Origin of the sequence: Lysobacter daejeonensis GH1-9 (assembly GCF_000768355.1) — a bacterium.
In the GTDB taxonomy this organism is placed as follows: Bacteria; Pseudomonadota; Gammaproteobacteria; order Xanthomonadales; family Xanthomonadaceae; genus Aerolutibacter; species Aerolutibacter daejeonensis.
The window spans coordinates 1-15,934 of the sequence record NZ_AVPU01000042.1 but is presented as its reverse complement, the minus strand read 5'-3'; the positions used below and the strand labels follow the sequence as shown (position 1 = coordinate 15,934).

At 68.7% G+C, this 15,934-nt stretch carries 16 protein-coding genes; 6 read left to right on the top strand and 10 right to left on the bottom strand.

All coding sequences use genetic code 11. The annotated features are described in order from the left end of the window. Window positions 1–44 precede the first annotated feature (44 nt). From N800_RS15975 to N800_RS14130, 3 genes are all read left to right on the top strand, one after another. A complete protein-coding gene (locus tag N800_RS15975; RefSeq protein WP_156963013.1) occupies window positions 45–431 on the top strand; it encodes a hypothetical protein in 387 nt (128 codons plus the stop codon). A 91-nt stretch (window positions 432–522) separates the two neighbouring features. Further along, entirely contained in the window at window positions 523–924 is a 402-nt protein-coding gene (locus N800_RS14135) for a hypothetical protein (protein WP_036140023.1), read from the top strand. Window positions 925–1,123: 199 nt separating this feature from the next. After that, window positions 1,124–1,414, top strand: a complete 291-nt coding sequence (locus N800_RS14130) for a YciI family protein (RefSeq protein WP_036140021.1) — start codon at window positions 1,124–1,126, stop codon at window positions 1,412–1,414. A 96-nt stretch (window positions 1,415–1,510) separates the two neighbouring features. On the opposite strand, the gene N800_RS14125 is transcribed toward N800_RS14130, so the two are convergent. From N800_RS14125 to N800_RS14115, 3 genes are all read right to left on the bottom strand, one after another. After that, window positions 1,511–2,971 carry a sensor domain-containing diguanylate cyclase gene (locus tag N800_RS14125; protein WP_084087709.1) on the bottom strand — a complete coding sequence of 487 codons (1,461 nt, stop codon included), beginning with the start codon at window positions 2,969–2,971 and terminating at the stop codon, window positions 1,511–1,513. A 119-nt stretch (window positions 2,972–3,090) separates the two neighbouring features. Beyond that, window positions 3,091–4,164: an alanine racemase gene (gene alr, locus N800_RS14120; RefSeq protein WP_036140019.1), complete on the bottom strand. Its 1,074-nt coding sequence runs from the start codon at window positions 4,162–4,164 to the stop codon at window positions 3,091–3,093. Between the two features lie 19 nt (window positions 4,165–4,183). Continuing rightward, window positions 4,184–5,437, bottom strand: a complete 1,254-nt coding sequence (locus N800_RS14115; RefSeq protein ID WP_036140015.1) for a D-amino acid dehydrogenase — start codon at window positions 5,435–5,437, stop codon at window positions 4,184–4,186. A 137-nt stretch (window positions 5,438–5,574) separates the two neighbouring features. Between N800_RS14115 and N800_RS14110 the strand changes: the two genes are divergently transcribed. Next, window positions 5,575–6,054, top strand: coding sequence for a winged helix-turn-helix transcriptional regulator (locus N800_RS14110; RefSeq protein ID WP_036140013.1), 480 nt, complete (start codon window positions 5,575–5,577; stop codon window positions 6,052–6,054). 18 nt (window positions 6,055–6,072) lie between these two features. Here N800_RS14110 and N800_RS14105 read toward each other — a convergent pair whose 3' ends face one another. The 4 genes from N800_RS14105 to N800_RS14090 all read right to left on the bottom strand — a co-directional run bounded on the left by N800_RS14105 (window position 6,073) and on the right by N800_RS14090 (window position 10,189). Beyond that, window positions 6,073–7,188: a type 1 glutamine amidotransferase domain-containing protein gene (locus N800_RS14105; protein ID WP_084087707.1), complete on the bottom strand. Its 1,116-nt coding sequence runs from the start codon at window positions 7,186–7,188 to the stop codon at window positions 6,073–6,075. An 83-nt stretch (window positions 7,189–7,271) separates the two neighbouring features. Beyond that, complete coding sequence (locus N800_RS14100) at window positions 7,272–8,573, bottom strand: sensor histidine kinase (RefSeq protein ID WP_036140010.1); 1,302 nt, start codon at window positions 8,571–8,573, stop codon at window positions 7,272–7,274. After that, window positions 8,570–9,244, bottom strand: a complete 675-nt coding sequence (locus N800_RS14095; protein ID WP_198032560.1) for a response regulator transcription factor — start codon at window positions 9,242–9,244, stop codon at window positions 8,570–8,572. The genes N800_RS14100 and N800_RS14095 overlap by 4 nt, the downstream gene beginning before the upstream one ends. Window positions 9,245–9,412: 168 nt before the next feature. Continuing rightward, window positions 9,413–10,189, bottom strand: a complete 777-nt coding sequence (locus tag N800_RS14090) for an SDR family oxidoreductase (protein ID WP_036140037.1) — start codon at window positions 10,187–10,189, stop codon at window positions 9,413–9,415. A 72-nt stretch (window positions 10,190–10,261) separates the two neighbouring features. Here N800_RS14090 and N800_RS14085 point away from each other — a divergent pair, with 72 nt between their 5' ends. After that, a complete protein-coding gene (locus N800_RS14085) occupies window positions 10,262–10,555 on the top strand; it encodes a hypothetical protein (RefSeq protein ID WP_425476523.1) in 294 nt (97 codons plus the stop codon). Between the two features lie 108 nt (window positions 10,556–10,663). On the opposite strand, the gene sppA is transcribed toward N800_RS14085, so the two are convergent. Next, window positions 10,664–12,553, bottom strand: a complete 1,890-nt coding sequence (sppA, locus tag N800_RS14080; protein ID WP_036140005.1) for a signal peptide peptidase SppA — start codon at window positions 12,551–12,553, stop codon at window positions 10,664–10,666. Between the two features lie 202 nt (window positions 12,554–12,755). Next, window positions 12,756–14,156: an MATE family efflux transporter gene (locus N800_RS14075; protein WP_036140002.1), complete on the bottom strand. Its 1,401-nt coding sequence runs from the start codon at window positions 14,154–14,156 to the stop codon at window positions 12,756–12,758. Window positions 14,157–14,280: 124 nt separating this feature from the next. Here N800_RS14075 and N800_RS14070 point away from each other — a divergent pair, with 124 nt between their 5' ends. Further along, complete coding sequence (locus N800_RS14070) at window positions 14,281–15,528, top strand: DUF3667 domain-containing protein (protein ID WP_036139999.1); 1,248 nt, start codon at window positions 14,281–14,283, stop codon at window positions 15,526–15,528. Between the two features lie 6 nt (window positions 15,529–15,534). Here the strand turns inward: N800_RS14070 and N800_RS16155 are convergent. Beyond that, the coding region (locus N800_RS16155) for a hypothetical protein (RefSeq protein WP_036139998.1) at window positions 15,535–15,934 on the bottom strand (400 nt) is incomplete at its 5' end.

Genomic DNA, 15,934 nt, shown 5'->3' with positions numbered 1-15,934 from the left:
GCGGCTCGGCTTAATTCAGGCGTTAGATCACATAGGAGGCAGCATTGAGCACTGAAGAAGGTTCCGGAAATGTAAGCCGTGACACAATGGCCTCGCTGTCCTTTGACTTCCTTAAGCAACTCACCACTCTATCTCTCGCTGCTGCTGGTGGCGCAGTAACGCTGCTCGAAACAGCCTTTAGTCAGAGTCGCATGAAACCGATGGTTTTTGCGTCAGCGGGCGTACTTTTCTTGGCAGCAATCTTATCTTTGCAGGCGCAGCAGATTCTAGTAGAGCGATTAAGAGCTGGCTCGGCTAGCTATGCTGACACCTCATCTTCAAGGCTACGCTTACCAAGGAACTACAAGGTTGAGAGAAACATCACAATCCTGTCTTTTGTGATGTTCGGCACTGGGGTCGGCGTTCTCTTAGTCGCCTTGTTCTACAGGTGAGCGCCACTTTTTCGTAGGAAGTCCTGGCCCCGTCGCGGCGCGGCGCGCCGCGGCTTGATTCCGGCATTAGGCAACTTATCGGGCAATCTGGATGATTGAAGTGCTGGCTCTTGTGGTCGTCGTGCTCACCGGGCTCTACTTCATTGCCTTGGGGGCCATATCACTATTCATCCCGGTGCTGGCCAGCCGCTTCTTGCTTGGCTTTGCTGATTCCGCGATCAAGCACTTCGCGGAGCTGTCCTTACGCTTTCTGGCCGGTTGTGCGCTCACACTTTATGCGCCTCAAATGCTTTTCCCAGACATCTTCACGCTCTTTAGCTGGGTTCTGCTTGTCACGACGGCCTTCCTCTTTCTTGTTCCATGGCGGTGGCATCATCGGTTTGCTCAACAAGCCGTTCCTAAGGCAACTCGCCATACCACGTTGATTGGCCTGGTTTCCTTGGCACTTGGCGGGTTCATCTTGGCGGCCGTAGTACGTGGCAGCGCCGCCTAACAGTTCATTCAAGCCAAAGCCGCTTCGCGTCGACGAAGCCCAGCAGTTTGCGCATGCTTGCCACAATTACCGCCTTGCCCGGCTTTCCGCGGGCTGGCAGCGCGAGGCGTTGTCCGGCGCGCGCGCCGGGCTCTCGGCACCCGGGGCAGGGCTTACTCAAGACATAAGGCGTTAGGCCGCAAGCAAGAGAGACCTCCGCATGTTTGTTGTCCTGTTGACCTACACCCAACCCTTGGCGGCGGTCGACGCGCTGATTCCGGCGCACCGCGAGTTCCTGCATCGCATGTATGAAACGGGAACGTTTCTGCTCTCCGGCCGCAAGGAGCCGCGTGACGGTGGGGTGATCCTCGCAAGTGCGACGTCAGCCTTGGAATTGGAATCGGTGCTCGCACAGGATCCGTTTCACATCCACGGCGTGGCCAACTACCAAGTCATTGAGTTTTTCCCAACCATGGCAGCACCTGCATTGCAGTCGCTGGTCGGGGCCTAGCAATTCAGTAAAGCCGACGCCGTTTTGCGGCTGGCGTGACTTGGGCGTTTGGCGTGAGCGGAGGGCATACCAAATGGGTCCAACCGGGCCGTGGCTTCAAACGCTATCCACGGGGCGATGGCGGAGCTGTCGCTTGCGTTCGTACATCATCTTGTCCGCCTCGCGAAGCAAGCCGGCGATGCCGCTGTCCTGCGCGCGCCCAACGGCCCAGCCGAAGCTGGCGCACACCTGTGCCACTGGACCTGCCAACGGTGCTGACTGTAGTGCCTTGCGCATGCGCGCCACGACCCTTTCGGCCACCACTACGTCGGCGTCGGGCAGGAATACGGCGAACTCGTCACCACCCAGGCGTCCAATCAGGTCTCCGGGGCGCACGGCGCTTGCGCAACGTGTGGCCAAGTGCGCAAGCACGGCATCGCCCACGGCATGGCCGTGCGTGTCGTTGATGGATTTCAACCCGTCCAGGTCGAACAGGATCACGCCGACGTAATCCCCGCGAACTCTTGCGCGTTCCAGCTCATGGCCGGCGCGATCTTCGAAGTACGCACGGGTCATCACGCCAGTAAGACGGTCACGCGTAACCTGCTCGCGCAGTCGTTCGTTGGTTGAGTAGAGCGCTGGCACCGCCAACCCAAAGTAGGTGTTGACGGCGAGGCCAATCGCTGCGAACTGCAATGCGACGACATCGGTCGCGACATTGAAGAGTGCGCCAGCCCCCACTGTGATCAGGCTGAAGATCACCACCCCGTGCAGGGCGGCAGTGCGGCTTTCGCTGTGGACCACCCACAACTGCAGCACCAGTGGGACCACCAGCAACGCCAGCAGCAGGGCGCGCTCCTGCAGACCGTGGGCAAGCACCAGCAACAGCACCGTGACTGCCGCCATTGCGCCGAGCTTGAGCCACGCGCTGGGCGCTGCGGGCGTCGGATCGATGATGAACGGACTGAAGCCCACGGCGCCACGAAGTCCGGCCGCTGCCATGGCGCGTATGGCCCAGCGGATGAACAACGGCGCAAACGTGAGCAGCGCCACGAAGTCGCCCATCCACCAGGCCGCCATCAGTCGGCCTGGCGCGTCGGCCTGGATCAGGCCCGTGGCGGTCAACGCGAGGACGCCGCACACCGCGGCGAGAGCGGCGCCCATCATTCCCAGCAGGATGAACCGGGTGACCGAACGGAGGGTGACATCGGCAGGCGCGCGTTCCGGCTGCCGTCGCAACAGCAGGGCTGGCACGCCATAGGCAAGGCCGTGGGTGACGGCAAAGGCCACGCTGGATGCCGCCAGTACCGCCGGGCGCACGCTGCTGGAGTACTGCAGTTCGGCAACGAAGGTGGCGAGGGTGCACGCCACGAGGATCGCCGGCAGGGCGCGCACGCCCACCACCAGGAGCGTCGAGAAAGTGACCGCCGCGGGCGGAAACCAGAGGCTGGCGTGCGGCGAATGCTCCAGCAACCGCGCCAACAGGAAGGCGGCCATCCACAGCGTGACGATGCCGGCCTGCAGAAAGACCGCGGGGCCCCAGCGCCCTCGCCTAGCGACTGCCCGACTCGTTGCCATCGCCCGCTCCCGATGTGCCGCGGCCCTCCGATCCTGGGGCGCCGCATACCGTGGGCCACCCTTGCCGGGGCGGCGTTCGACCCCAAGGGTAACCGGACCCGCAGTTGCCGTGCAGCGGATCAGCCGCCCGAGTGTTCCCGCGCCGCCCGTTTAAGGGCACACGGCAGCTGGTACGCGCTGGCGCGTGCCGCGGCGGCAACGCCATTCAAAGGCACCTGTGCCCCCCACAGCTCCACCACGCTGCCCACGCCGGCGGCAGGGTGGTCGGTGAGGTCCACGGTCAGCATGTCCATCGACACGCGACCGATCAGCTCTCCGGGGACGCCATCGATGGCCACCGGGGTGCCGCTGGGGGCGAACTGCGGGTAGCCGTCGGCGTAGCCCATGGCCACCACGCCCACACGGGTGGGCCGGGCAGCGACGAAGTGGGCGCCGTAGCCCACCGGCTCGCCGATCGCGATGTCGCGCACGCTGATCACCCGCGACAGCAAGGTCATCACCGGGCGCAGGCGCGCGGCCACCGGGTGCGGCTGCGGGAAGGGACTGAGGCCGTACAGCATCAGGCCGGGCCGGGCCCAGTCGTTGCGCAGGTTGTCCCAGCCCAATAGCCCGGGCGAGTTGGACAGGCTGCGCGGCAGGCCCAGGCCCGCAGTGACCTCGTCGAACACGGCCGCTTGGGCACGGGTGGTGTCGCGGTCAAGCTCGTCGGCACGGGCGAAGTGGGTCATGGCCACCACTTCGCGCACGTGCGGCAGTGCCTGCAGGCGCGCGGCGGCGGCGGCGTAGTCGGCGGGCTCGATGCCGAGGCGGTGCATGCCGGAGTCGAGCTTGAGCCACACGGTGTAGGGTGCGGCCGGGCGTGCCGCTTCGACCGCAGCCAGTTGCCACGGCGTGGCCACGGCGAACCACAGGTCGTGCTGCTCGATCAGCGTCAGCTCGGCCGCGTCGAAGAAACCTTCCAGCAGCAGGATCGGCGCGCGGATGCCGGCGGCGCGCAGTTCCAGCGCCTCCTCGATGGCGGCCACGGCGAAGGCGTCGGCCTCGCCTTGGAGCGCGCGGGCGCAGGCCACGGCGCCGTGGCCGTAGGCGTCAGCCTTGACCACCGCCAGCGCCTTGCCGCCGCCCAGTTCGCGGGCCAGGCGGTAGTTGTGACGCAGGGCGTCGAGGTCGATCAGGGCACGGGCGGGGCGCAAGGCAGTGGTTCCGGGTGGGTCAGTCGTAACGCGACAGGTCGAGGCCTTCGCCGCTGATCTGCGGGGTGCGGCCATCGATCACGTCGGCCAGGTAGCGGCCGGAGCCGCAGGCCATGGTCCAGCCAAGGGTGCCATGGCCGGTGTTGAGGTACAGGTTGCCGTAGCGGGTGCCCCCCACCACCGGCGTGCCGTCGGGGGTGGCCGGGCGCAGGCCGGTCCAGAACGTGGCGGCCTTGAGGTCGCCACCGCGCGGGTACAGGTCGCCCACCACCTTCTCCAGCGTGGCGCGGCGGCGCGGCGACAGCGACAGGTCGAAGCCGGCCACTTCGGCCATGCCACCGACGCGGATGCGCTGGTCGAAGCGGGTGATCGCCACCTTGTAGGTCTCGTCGAGGATGGTCGAGGTTGGTGCCATCGCCGCATCGGTGATCGGCAGGGTCAGCGAGTAGCCCTTGAGCGGGTACACCGGCAGGCGCAGGCCCAGTGGCGCGACGAGCTTGGGGGAGTAGCTGCCCAGCGCCAGCACGTAGCGGTCGGCGCGTTCCATTTTGCCATCGATGCGCACGCCGGTGATGCGCGCGCCGTCGTGCTCCAGCGCTTGGATGTCCTGCCCAAAACGGAACTCGACGCCGGCCCGCGCGGCCATCTCGGCCAGGTGCCGGGTGAACAGCTCGCAGTCGCCGGTCTGGTCGTTGGGCAGGCGCAGCGCGCCCACCAGGGGCGCCGGAGCGGCGGCCAACGCCGGTTCGACGCGGGCGATGCCGTCGCGGTCCAGCAGCTCGTACGGCACGCCGTACTGCTCCAGCACCGGGATGTCCTTGGCCGCGCCGTCCAGCTGCGCCTGGGTGCGGAACAGCTGGGTGGTGCCGAGCTGGCGTTCCTCGTAGTCGATGCCGGTCTCGGCGCGCAGCTCGTCCAGCACGTCGCGGCTGTACTCGGACAGCCGCACCATCCGCGCCTTGTTGACCGCGTAGCGCGCGTGCGTGCAGTTGCGCAGCATCTGCAGCAGCCACAGGTACTGCTGCGGGTCCATGCCCGGCTTGATGGCCAGCGGCGCGTGGCGCTGGAACAGCCACTTCAGCGCCTTCAGCGGCACGCCGGGCGCGGCCCATGGCGAGGCGTAGCCGGGCGAGATCTGGCCGGCGTTGGCGAAGCTCGTTTCCTGCGCGACCGCGGGCTGGCGGTCGATGACCACCACCTCATGTCCCGCGCGCGCCAGGTACCACGCGCTGCTCACGCCGATCACGCCACCGCCCAGCACCAGAACCCGCATCGCCTGCCCCGTCCGTCACCGCCGGCGGGAGTGCCGGCAAAGTCGCGCAGTATCGGCCAAAGCCGGCAGGGGGTTTTTCTGTTTTTTGCCAAGGTCACAGGTGTAAACTTCGTTCAAAGCCACTACCGCAGTGCAACATGGCCGGCAAAGCCCGCGAACTCGACAGGATCGACCGCCACATCCTGCGCATCCTGCAGGAAGAGGGTCGCATCTCGTTCACCGAACTGGGCGAGCGCGTGGGGCTGTCCACCACGCCGTGCACCGAGCGCGTGCGCAGGCTGGAGCGCGACGGGGTGATCACCGGCTACCACGCGCGCCTTGACCCGCAGCATGTGAAGGCCACGCTACTGGTGTTCGTGGAGATCAGCCTGGCCTACAAGTCCGGCGACATCTTCGAAGAATTCCGCCGCGCGGCGTTGCGCCTGCCCAACGTGCTGGAGTGCCACCTGGTCTCGGGCGATTTCGACTACCTGCTGAAGGCGCGCATCAGCGAAATGGCCAGCTACCGCAAGCTGCTGGGCAGCACGCTGCTGACCATGCCGCACGTGCGCGAATCCAAAAGCTACATCGTCATGGAAGAAATCAAGGAGACGCTGAGCCTGCCGATAGCGGATTGAGCAGACCCGGCAGCCCGCTCACACCCGCGCCAGGCGCTGGAGCTGCCACGCGTCGCCCAGTCGGCCCTGCATGCCGGCGATCAGCGCGTGCAACAGCAGCAGGCGCCGGTCGGCCTCGGGCAGGGCCGCCTTGAGCGCACGCGCGGCCGCGGCTCCATCGCGCTGGTAGGCCCACAGCACGCGCACGGCCAGCTCCTCGCGGGTGGTCGCGCGCGGCACGGGGGTGTGGCCCAGCGCGCGCACCATCGCCTCGGCGACCGACCAGGTCGACCATGGGTTCTGGCCGGTGACCAAGCGCCCGTCGACGACGGTGTGGTCCAGGTAAAGCGGGCCTTCGCTGTAGCGCGCGCCAACCTTGCGCAGTTGGTCCTGCAACAGGAACGGGAAGATCGTTCGGGCTTCCTTGATCAGGAACAGCTCCTCCGCGTTGCTGAACCCCGCGACCTGGCGCCCCGCCAACAGCCGGCGGCCGTCCGGGCGTCGCACGTTGAGCAGGGCCGCCGGCCCGTGGCACACCGCCCCCACCACACCGCCGCGCGCGTCGATCGCAGCGGTGATGCGCTGGATGTCGGGGTTGTCGGGGAAGTCGAACATCACGCCCTTGCCCCCAACGAAGTAGACCGCGGCGTAATCGGCCGGATCGACCTGCGCCAACGGCAGGGTCGCCGCCAGCTTGGCTTGGGCCTGCGTGTCGTTGAGGAACGCGTGATCCGCTTCGACCAGCTCGTCGTCCACCTTCATGGGCGGCCTGCCGCCCTTGGGGCTGGCGATGTCCACGTCATACCCGTTGGCCAGGAACACGTAGTACGCGCGCGACAGCTCGGTCAGCTCGAAGCCGGCGCGCTTGCCGCTGGCGCCCAGGTGGGCGGCACTGCTGACCACCGCCAGCACCTTGCCACGAGGCGCCGGCCGTGCCTGCAGGAAGACCAGATCGGCGGGGCGCGTATGCGGATCCGCCGGCGGCTGGGAATCGAGGGCGTAGCCGCGCGCATACAGCCAGAGCAACGCGGCCACTAGCGCGAGCAGCGCCAGCCCAACGCCGGCGGCACGAAGCAGGCGCAGGGCAAGCGGGCGGCGGTCACGGGCCGGAGCGGATACCGCAGGCGTTGTTGCGGGGGTAACGGGGGCGGGCATGGTCGTTCTCGCAATGGCGACAGCGTCGCGATGCCGGCAAGGTAGGAGCCCACTGTGAAACAGGCTTCAAAGGCGGCGACGAATCAACCGTGCGAAATGACGGGCCCGGACGCCAGCGCGAAACTGGCACTGACCATGCCCTCGACCGCGTCGATGCGCACGTCGACGCCATGGCGGTCGCACAGCCGGCGCACGATGGCCAGGCCCAGGCCCTGCCCCGCGCTGGCCTCGCTCTTGGCAAAGGGCTGGAACGGATTGTCACGCACCGTCGCCGCCAACTCGCCGGGGTTGCGGATCCGCAGCCGACCGTCGGCCACGTCGATGTGCACGCAACCATGGTCGGCATGGACAAAGGCGTTGCCGACCAGGTTGGACAGCAGGACGCGCAGTACCGGCTCGGCCAGGCGCACGCGTGCATCGCGTGGCACGTCGACGACCACGGTAACGGGCTTGTCCTGCAGCCACGCCGCCTGCTCCATCACCACGGCCTCCAGTATGGGAAGCACGGCATGCGCAGTGCTCCCGGTGCTGGCAGCAGCGGGCGCATCCTCGCGCGCCAACGCCAGCAACGCAGCCACGGTCTGCTCCAGCTGCTGCGCCGACTGCCGCAGGAACGCCACCTGGTGGCGGCCGGCGTCGGTCAGTGGCTCCTGTTGCAGCCGCTCGCAAACGCTGCGGATCACCGCCAACGGCGTGCGCAGTTCGTGGCTGGCGTCCCGGGTGAACTCGCGCTCGCGCGTGACCAATGCGCGCACCCGCGTGGCGAGTCCTTCCAGCCCGCGCGCAAGCACGCCGACTTCGTGGTCGCGGTATCCGCTGCTCCAACCCGTCGGTGGTTGGTCGGGTCGCAGCGCGTGGACCTGCGCCGCCAGTTGCGCGATTGGCGCCGCCGTGCGGTGCGCCAACCACCCTCCCATGACGAGTGCCATCACAACCAATGCCAGCGCACTCCAGCCCAAGAGCGCGAACAGGTCCTGCCGGATCGGCCGCACCACGAGTTGCCTGCTGACTTCGGCGACGAGGTATGCCGTCGGCTCGCTGGACCGCGGTTGCAGTGGCAGCAGGTGGTAGTGGCGACCATCGCCACCGGCAATTTCGCGGCGCTGCGGATCCTCTGCCAGCACCGCGCGCAGTTCGCGCGGAAGGGCCGCGGCATTGGGATACACGCGCATGGCCGGATCCCGCGCGGAGGACCAGTCGCCCTGCTGCGCGCGGTGGCGCAGCTGCAATGCCGCCTCGCGTTGCAGCATGGCATCGAAGAAGCGGTCTTCGATCACGTACACCGCGCTGACCGCGTACACGCCGAACACCGCCGCAACCAGCAAGGTGAGGCCCGCGAACGCCAGCATGATGCGGGTGCGCAAACGCGGCGACAGGGCCGTCATGCATCGCTCTCCAGGCGGAATCCAACGCCATGCGCGGTCTTGAGCATGGCCTGCGGGAAGGGCCGGTCCAGTGCGCGACGCAGCAGGTACAGGTGGCTGCGCAGCGGGTCGGATTCGGGCGGGTCGTCTCCCCACAGCCGCTGGGTCAGTTCCGAGCGTGTCAGCGTGCGTGGCCACGCCTCGGCCAGCGCCAGCAGGATGCGGTAACTGGTGGCGTGCAACCGCAACGCCTGGCCGTGGCGGCTGGCTTCACCGCGACGGCGGTCGATCGCCAGCGAGCCGATGCGCAGCACATGCGATTCGCCGGCGCGGTGCCGGCGCGACAGGGCCGTGCAGCGGGCCAGCAACTCCTCGCTGGAGAATGGCTTGACCAGGTAATCGTCGGCGCCGGCCTCGAAGCCTTGGAGTTTGTCTTCCAGGGCATCACGCGCGGTCAGCATCAGCACCGGGACGTGGCGGTCGGCCTGCTCCCGCAATGCGCGGCAGAGGCGCAAACCATCCATTCCTGGCAGGCCCAGGTCGAGCACAAGCACGTCAGGCGGTTGCGCCAGGGCCAGCGCCAACCCGCTCGGCCCGTCGGCGGCGAAGTCCACCGCGTGGCCATGCGCTTCCAGCAGGGCGCCGAGGTTGGTACGCAGGGCCAGGTTGTCCTCCACCAACAGGATGCGCAGGCGTTCGCGGATCATTGTTCAACCATCCAGTTGCGCCAGGCCCAGGCCGGACATCGACCCGATCATCGGCTGACCTCGGTGGGGACAGGGGCCAGCGTGATGCCTGCGGCGTGAAACAAGCTTCAAACCAGCGGCGGGCGCCAAGCATGCGTCGCGGCCACGCCCGGCTCAGAATCCGTAACGCAGGAACCCGCCATCCACCGCGATGCATTCACCGGTGACGTAGCTCGAGGCAGGCAGGCACAGGAACGCCACCGCCGCCGCCACCTCCTCCGGCTCACCGATGCGGCCCAGCGGCGTGCGCAGCAGCACCTCGTCCAGGTAATCCGGATCGGCCAGCTTGTCGTGGGTACGGCGGGTGCGGATGTACCACGGCGCCACTGCATTGACGCGGATGCCGTCCTCGGCCCACTCCACCGCCAGGTTCCTGGTCATCTGGTGCATCGCTGCCTTGCTCATGCCGTACGGCGCGCCGGTGCGCACGTGGGTCAGGCCCGACACGCTGCCGACGTTGACGATGCTGGACGCCGCGTGGCGGGTCAGCAGCGGGTAGGCGTAACGCGACAGCTCGAACGCGGAGAACAGGTTGATCTCGAAGATCTGCCGCCACTCGTCTTCGGTGTAGTCGGTGGCCGGCTTGCCGAGGTTGCCGCCGGCGTTGTTGACCAGGATGTGCAGGCCTTCGCCGAAGTCCTCGACCCAATCCAGCAGTTCGCGGCGCTGCTCGTCGTCGGCGACGTCGGCCGCGAAGACCTGTACTTCGCGTTCGGGGAAGTCTTCCAGCAGCTCGCCGCGCACGCGGTCGAGCGAGGCCGCGTCGCGCGCGGCGAGCAGCACGTCGGCGCCGAAGCCCAGCAGCTCGCGGGCAATGGCGTGGCCGATGCCGGCGCTGCCGCCGGTGACCAGGGCCAGTTGTCCATCCAGCCGCCAGCGCTTGGGGTCCATGTTGCTCTCCGTGTTCCGGCGCACGCGCGCCCAGGGCGTAGGATAGCCGCAGGCCCGCTACGGAGTGCCACCATGCCCGCGCCACGCCACGCTGCCCGTCCGCGACCGCGCATCCAAGCGGCGCGATCCCCCCACCGCGTCGCAATCGCACTGCTCGCCTGCAGCGCGCTGCTGCTGGCCGCCTGTTCGCGCCCCGAGCCACCGAAGAAGGAACGTCCACCGGAACCGCAGGCCAGCACGCCCGGGCGCCACACCGAGTTGCGTGATGCGATCCAGGCGCCGCAGGACAAGGCGCGCGCGGTGGAGGGTGCGGTGGACGAAGCCGCCAAAGCCCAGCGCGAGGCGATCGAGGCGGCGGGCGGCTGAGGCGATTGCGGCGCGTTCACTGCGCCACCGTCCGCAACGAAAACGCCCGGCCTGAGCCGGGCGTTCGTATTTCAGCACGTCGCGATTGATGCGAATCGCTACGCCGGCTTACAAGCCGCAGAAGCAGTACGCCAGCGCCTTCACCGGCACGCCGCGGGTCGGCTTGATCGCATTTTGGAGGAAGCGCAGGTCGTTGGCAGCCTGCGGCATGGCCTGCGCGACCAGCGCCTGCAGCAGCGACGAATCCTTCAGCAGCGCGGCACCCATGCGGGTCTCGGCGAAACCGGCAAAGAACTGTTCGAAAGGCGAGCCGGCCTTCTCGATGTAGCGCACGCCGTAGTCGCCGCGCTTGCCCAGTTTGGCGCGTGCGGCGGCATCGTCGATCGCCGCCTGCAGGCTGCCCAGCTCGTCGACCAGGCCGCGCTCCTTGGCCTGCGCCCCGCTCCACACGCGTCCGCGCGCGACGGCGTCGATCGCCGCCACCGGCTGCTTGCGCGCTGCGGCGACCCGGCCGGTGAAGTCGCGGTAACCCTTGTCGATCACCGACTGAATGACCTGCCCCACGCCGGGCTGCAGGTCGCGGGTAATGTCGAACGCGCCGGCAAAGCGCGTGGTGCCAACGCCGTCGGTGCGCACGCCAATCTTCTCCAGCGTGCGCGGGATGGTCGGGATCATGCCGTAGATGCCGATCGACCCGGTGATGGTTGATGGGTCGGCGTAGATGCGGTCGGCGTTCATGCTGATCCAGTAGCCGCCGGACGCGGCCAGGTCGCCCATCGACACCACCACCGGCTTGCCTGCGGCCTTGAGGCCCTCGACCTCGCGGCGGATCTGCTCGGAGGCGAACACTTCGCCGCCCGGCGAGTCCACGCGCAGCACCACCGCCTTGACCTTGTCGTCGTCGCGCGCCTGACGCAGCAGCGCCGAGGTGGACACGCCGCCAATGGTGCCGGGCGGCTGCTCGCCACCGGTGATCTCGCCCTCGGCCACCACCACCGCGACCTGGTCGCGGCGCGGGTCAACGGCGTTGAGGCTGGTGTTGACGTGGGCGAGGTAGCCGTCGAGCGAGACCTGGCGGAAGCCGCCATCGGCATCCTCGTCGGCGACGCCGCGCTCGATCATCAGCGTGTCGAATTCCTCGCGGGTCTTCAGGCCATCGACCAGCTTCTGCTGCAACGCGTACTTGGCCAGGTCGCCACCGGCGGCGGCGATGCCGGCGGGCATGGTGTCGATGCCGGCGGTGATCGCGGCCGGGTCGAGCTTGCGCGCCTTGGCCACGTCGTCCACGTAGCGCTGCCACACGTCGTTCATCCAGTACAGATCGGCTTCCTTGGCCGCCGGCGACGCCGCGTCGAGCACGTAGGGTTCGGCGGCGGACTTGTATTCGCCCACCTTGAACAGGTGCACGTCCACGCCGAGCTTGTCCTGCAGGCCTTCGCGGTAGTACTGGCGGTAACGGCCGAGGCCTTCGAGGAACATGCCGCCCATCGGGTCGAGGTAGACCTCGTTGGCCTGCGCGGCGATCAGGTACTGGCGCTGGTCCATCGCCTCGGCGAAGGCGACCACCTGCTTGCCGCTGGCGCGCACGCGCGCGACCGCCGCGGCCACTTCACGGCGCGAGGCCATGCCGCCACCGCTGAGCTGGTCGAGGTTCAGCACCACGCGCTCGATGCGCTTGTCCTTGGCGGCGGCGTCGAGCGCGGCCAGCAGGTCGCGCAGGCGCACTTCGTCCTTGCCATCGCCCATGGCCTTGGCGAAGGCGCGCAGCGCCGGGTCGATGGTGTACTGCTCGACCAGTTCGCCTTCCGGTGCGATCACCAGCGCGCTGCGGTCCAGCACCGGGCGGGTGCGGTCGCCGGCGCCGAGCATGGCCAGGAACAGGATCAGCAGGCCGAAGAACACCACGTTGAAGAACAGGCGCCGGGTGAAGTTCATCGCATCCCACAACCCGACCAGCAGGCGGACGATGGGGCCACGGCGAGGGGGTTGGGTGCTCATTGCAACGGTGCCCTCCATGGGGCGTGATACGGACATTCTGGGTGCAGGTTAGCGTCGGTGCGTGGCGGCGCACACCCGCCATTGGTCACCGGGCCGGATGGAAGGGTGCCGGCGTGGCCGCTGTCGGCCCGTGAAGGACAATGACGCAACGCGCGGCCTGCCGCCCCACTCCAAGTTGGGACGCGGCGTGGTGTCGCGGGGCTCATGGCGGCAGCCGCCGGGCCAACCGCGCTGGCGCGCTGGCGCGCAGGAAACGCCCGCCGAGCAGCACCGCGGCCACGCTCAAGCCGGCGATCAGCCCGATCCACATGCCTTTCGGTCCCCAGCCCAGGCCCAGTCCGAGCCCGGCACCGACCGGCATGCCCACGCCCCAGTAGGCGAACATGGCCAGGAACATCGGCACGCGGGTGTCCTTCAGGCCGCGCAGCGAGCCGGCCGACAGCACCTGCACGCCATCGGGGAACTGGAACATCGCCGCGTACAGCAGCAGGCCGGCGGCCAGCGTGGCCACCGCCGCGTCGCCGGTGTAGACGCCGACCACCCACTCGTTGGCGGTCAGCAGCACCGTCGCCGAGAGCAACTGGCTGGCCAGCACGATGCACAGCCCGGCCAACGCCGCGCGGCGCACCCCATGCACGTCGCCGCGGCCCAGCGCGTGGCCCACGCGCACGGTGGTCGCCTCGGCCAGGCCCATCGGCACCATGAAGCACAGCGTAGCCACGTTGATCGCGATCTGGTGCGCGGCCGCGGGCACCTCACCCAATCGGCCGATCAGCAGCGCGGTGGCGATGAACAACCCGCCTTCCATCAACACCGTCACCCCGATCGGCAGGCCGGTGGCGAGCAGGCCGCGGATGGTCGGCCAGTGCGGCCGATCGAAGCGCGCGAACAGGTCGAGGTCGGCAAAGCGGCGCGCGCGGCGCAGCACCAGCACGAACGCGATGGCCTGCAGCCACAGCACCACCGCGGAGGCCAGGCCCAATCCGCCTGCGCCTAGCTCGGGCAAGCCCAGGCGGCCGAAGGTCAGCGCCCAGCCCATCGGCAGCAACAGCAACGGCCCGGCCGCGCTGATCAGCATGGTCGGCAGGGTCCAGTGCAGGCCTTCGCTGAGGTAGCGCATGGTGAAGAACAGCGTCAGCGCCGGCACGCCCCAGCGGATGCCGTGGAGGAACGCGGTGGCGCCGGGGATGATCTCCGGGGCGATGCCGAACGGTGCCAGCGTCAGCGGCAACACGCTCATGAAGGCAAACAGCACCACCGCCAGGCCCACGGCCAGCCACAGCGCCTGGCGGAACACCGCGCCGATCTCGCCGCGGCGACCGGCGCCGTCGAGTTGCGACACCGTCGGTGGCACCGACAGCAGCGTGCCGATCGGCACCATCATCGGCAGCCACCACAGCGCGGTGCCGATGGTGACCGAAGCCAGCGTATTGGTGCTGTGGTGGCCGGCCAGCACGTTGTCGACGAAACCGATCAGGCCGGTGGACACGTGCCCGGCCACCAGCGGCGCGGCCAGCAACGCACTGGTGCGGACTTCATCCGACAGGCGCAGGCTCGGCCGCGCTTCGGGCGCGACGGTGGTCGGGGTGGGTGCGGACGACATAGAGGCGGCGGGCGACTGCGGCCGCGTCGACGCAACCGATGGCGGACGCTGGCGCCGGGTCGCGACAGGCCGCTATCTTAGCGCCTCGCCGGTGACGGGACGGCGCGACCGGGGAAAGGGAACGATGGGTACGCACTCACTCACGCACTGCGAGAACTGCGAGGCCGCGCTGCAGGGCCCCTACTGCCATGCCTGCGGGCAGCCGGTGGTGAGCCCGGTGCGGCACGTGGCGCACGCGATCGAAGACGTGTTCGAATCGTTCTGGCACCTGGACGGCCGCGTGTTCCGCACCCTGCGCGACCTGCTGGCGCCCGGCCGCGTCGCACTGGAGTACCTGGCCGGCCACCGCGTGCGCTACATCGCGCCGCTGCGCCTGTTCGTGATCCTCAGTCTGCTGACGTTCTTCGTCGGCAAGCTGGCGGTGCACGCCGAAGGCCCCGCCTTCCAACTGGACCCCAAGGACACCCAGTTCGCGCAACTGCAGACCGTGGCCGAAGTGGAACGCGTGCGCGATGCGGCCCTGCAGCGGATCGCCGCGGCCGAGGACCAGGCCGCCGATACCCCCGGCGCCAATCCGGCGCTGCTGGTCGCGCGCGCGCAGGTCCAGGGGGCGGCGGCGGCGCGCATCGCCGAACTGCGCGAGCAGGCGACGGCGGCAGGTACGAAGGCCGAGGCCAAAGCCGCGCCCGCCACCGCACCGGCATCCGCTGCGCCCACGCCTGCGGATGCGGCCGCTGCCACCGACGCCGTCCGCCAGGACGCCAAGGCAGCGCCTGTCGAACCCACGACCGCACCGGCAACGTCCGGCGCGGTGGAGGTGAAGTTCGACCAGCAATGGGACCCGGAAAAGGACCCCATCCAGATCGGCTGGCTGCCGGACTTCGCCAACCGTTGGCTCACCGAGCGCCTGGCGCGGGCCCAGCGCAACATCACCTCCAAGGGCAACGACGGCGACGCGCTGCTCCAGGCCTTCATGGGCGCGTTGCCGACTGCGCTGTTCATGCTGGTACCCGTGTTCGCCCTGCTGCTGAAGGTGTTCTACCTCCGCTCGCGGCGGCTGTACCTGGAGCACCTGACGGTGGCGCTGTACAGCCACGCCTACATGCTGCTGGCGCTGCTGTCGTCGTTCCTGCTGGTGGCGGTGGGCAATGCCTTTGACGCGCGCGGAAGCCTCGTCGAGCCGCTGACCCGGCTGGGCATCATCGCGGTGTGGACCTGGGTACCGATCTATCTGCTGCTGATGCAGAAGCGGGTGTACGTGCAGGGCTGGTGGGCGACCGTGATCAAGTACCTGCTGATCGGCTGGATCTACCTGGTGCTGGTGTCGTTCGCGGCGTTGTACGCGCTGTTGGCCGGCCTGGTCGGCATGTAAGCGCGGTCAGCGGTCGAGCCGCCGCCACAGCCACGCCTGGCGCTGGTCGGCGGCAGTGGATACCAGTTCGCGCAGCAGCAACGACCGCTCCTGCGGTGGCGTGCGCTGCGCCAGCACGGCCAGGTCCGCACGCTGCGGCGGTGTCAGCTCCCGCAACGCCCGCAGCAAGGGTGCCTGTTCGGCGGCCTGCACCTGGGCCAGCAGCGGCTGCAGGCGCGGGTAGTCGGCGCCCAGCGCAGGGCCGAGCAACCAGCCACGCTGCGTGCTGAGATCCTGCGCCTCGAAGCGGACCCGCCACGCCTGTTGCTGCCCCGGGTCCATCTGCCGCCAGCGCGCGGCGACCGCGCGCAGTTGCGCCTGCTCGACGGGCGGCAGGCGGTGCCACGCGGCGTAACGCTCGCGGCGG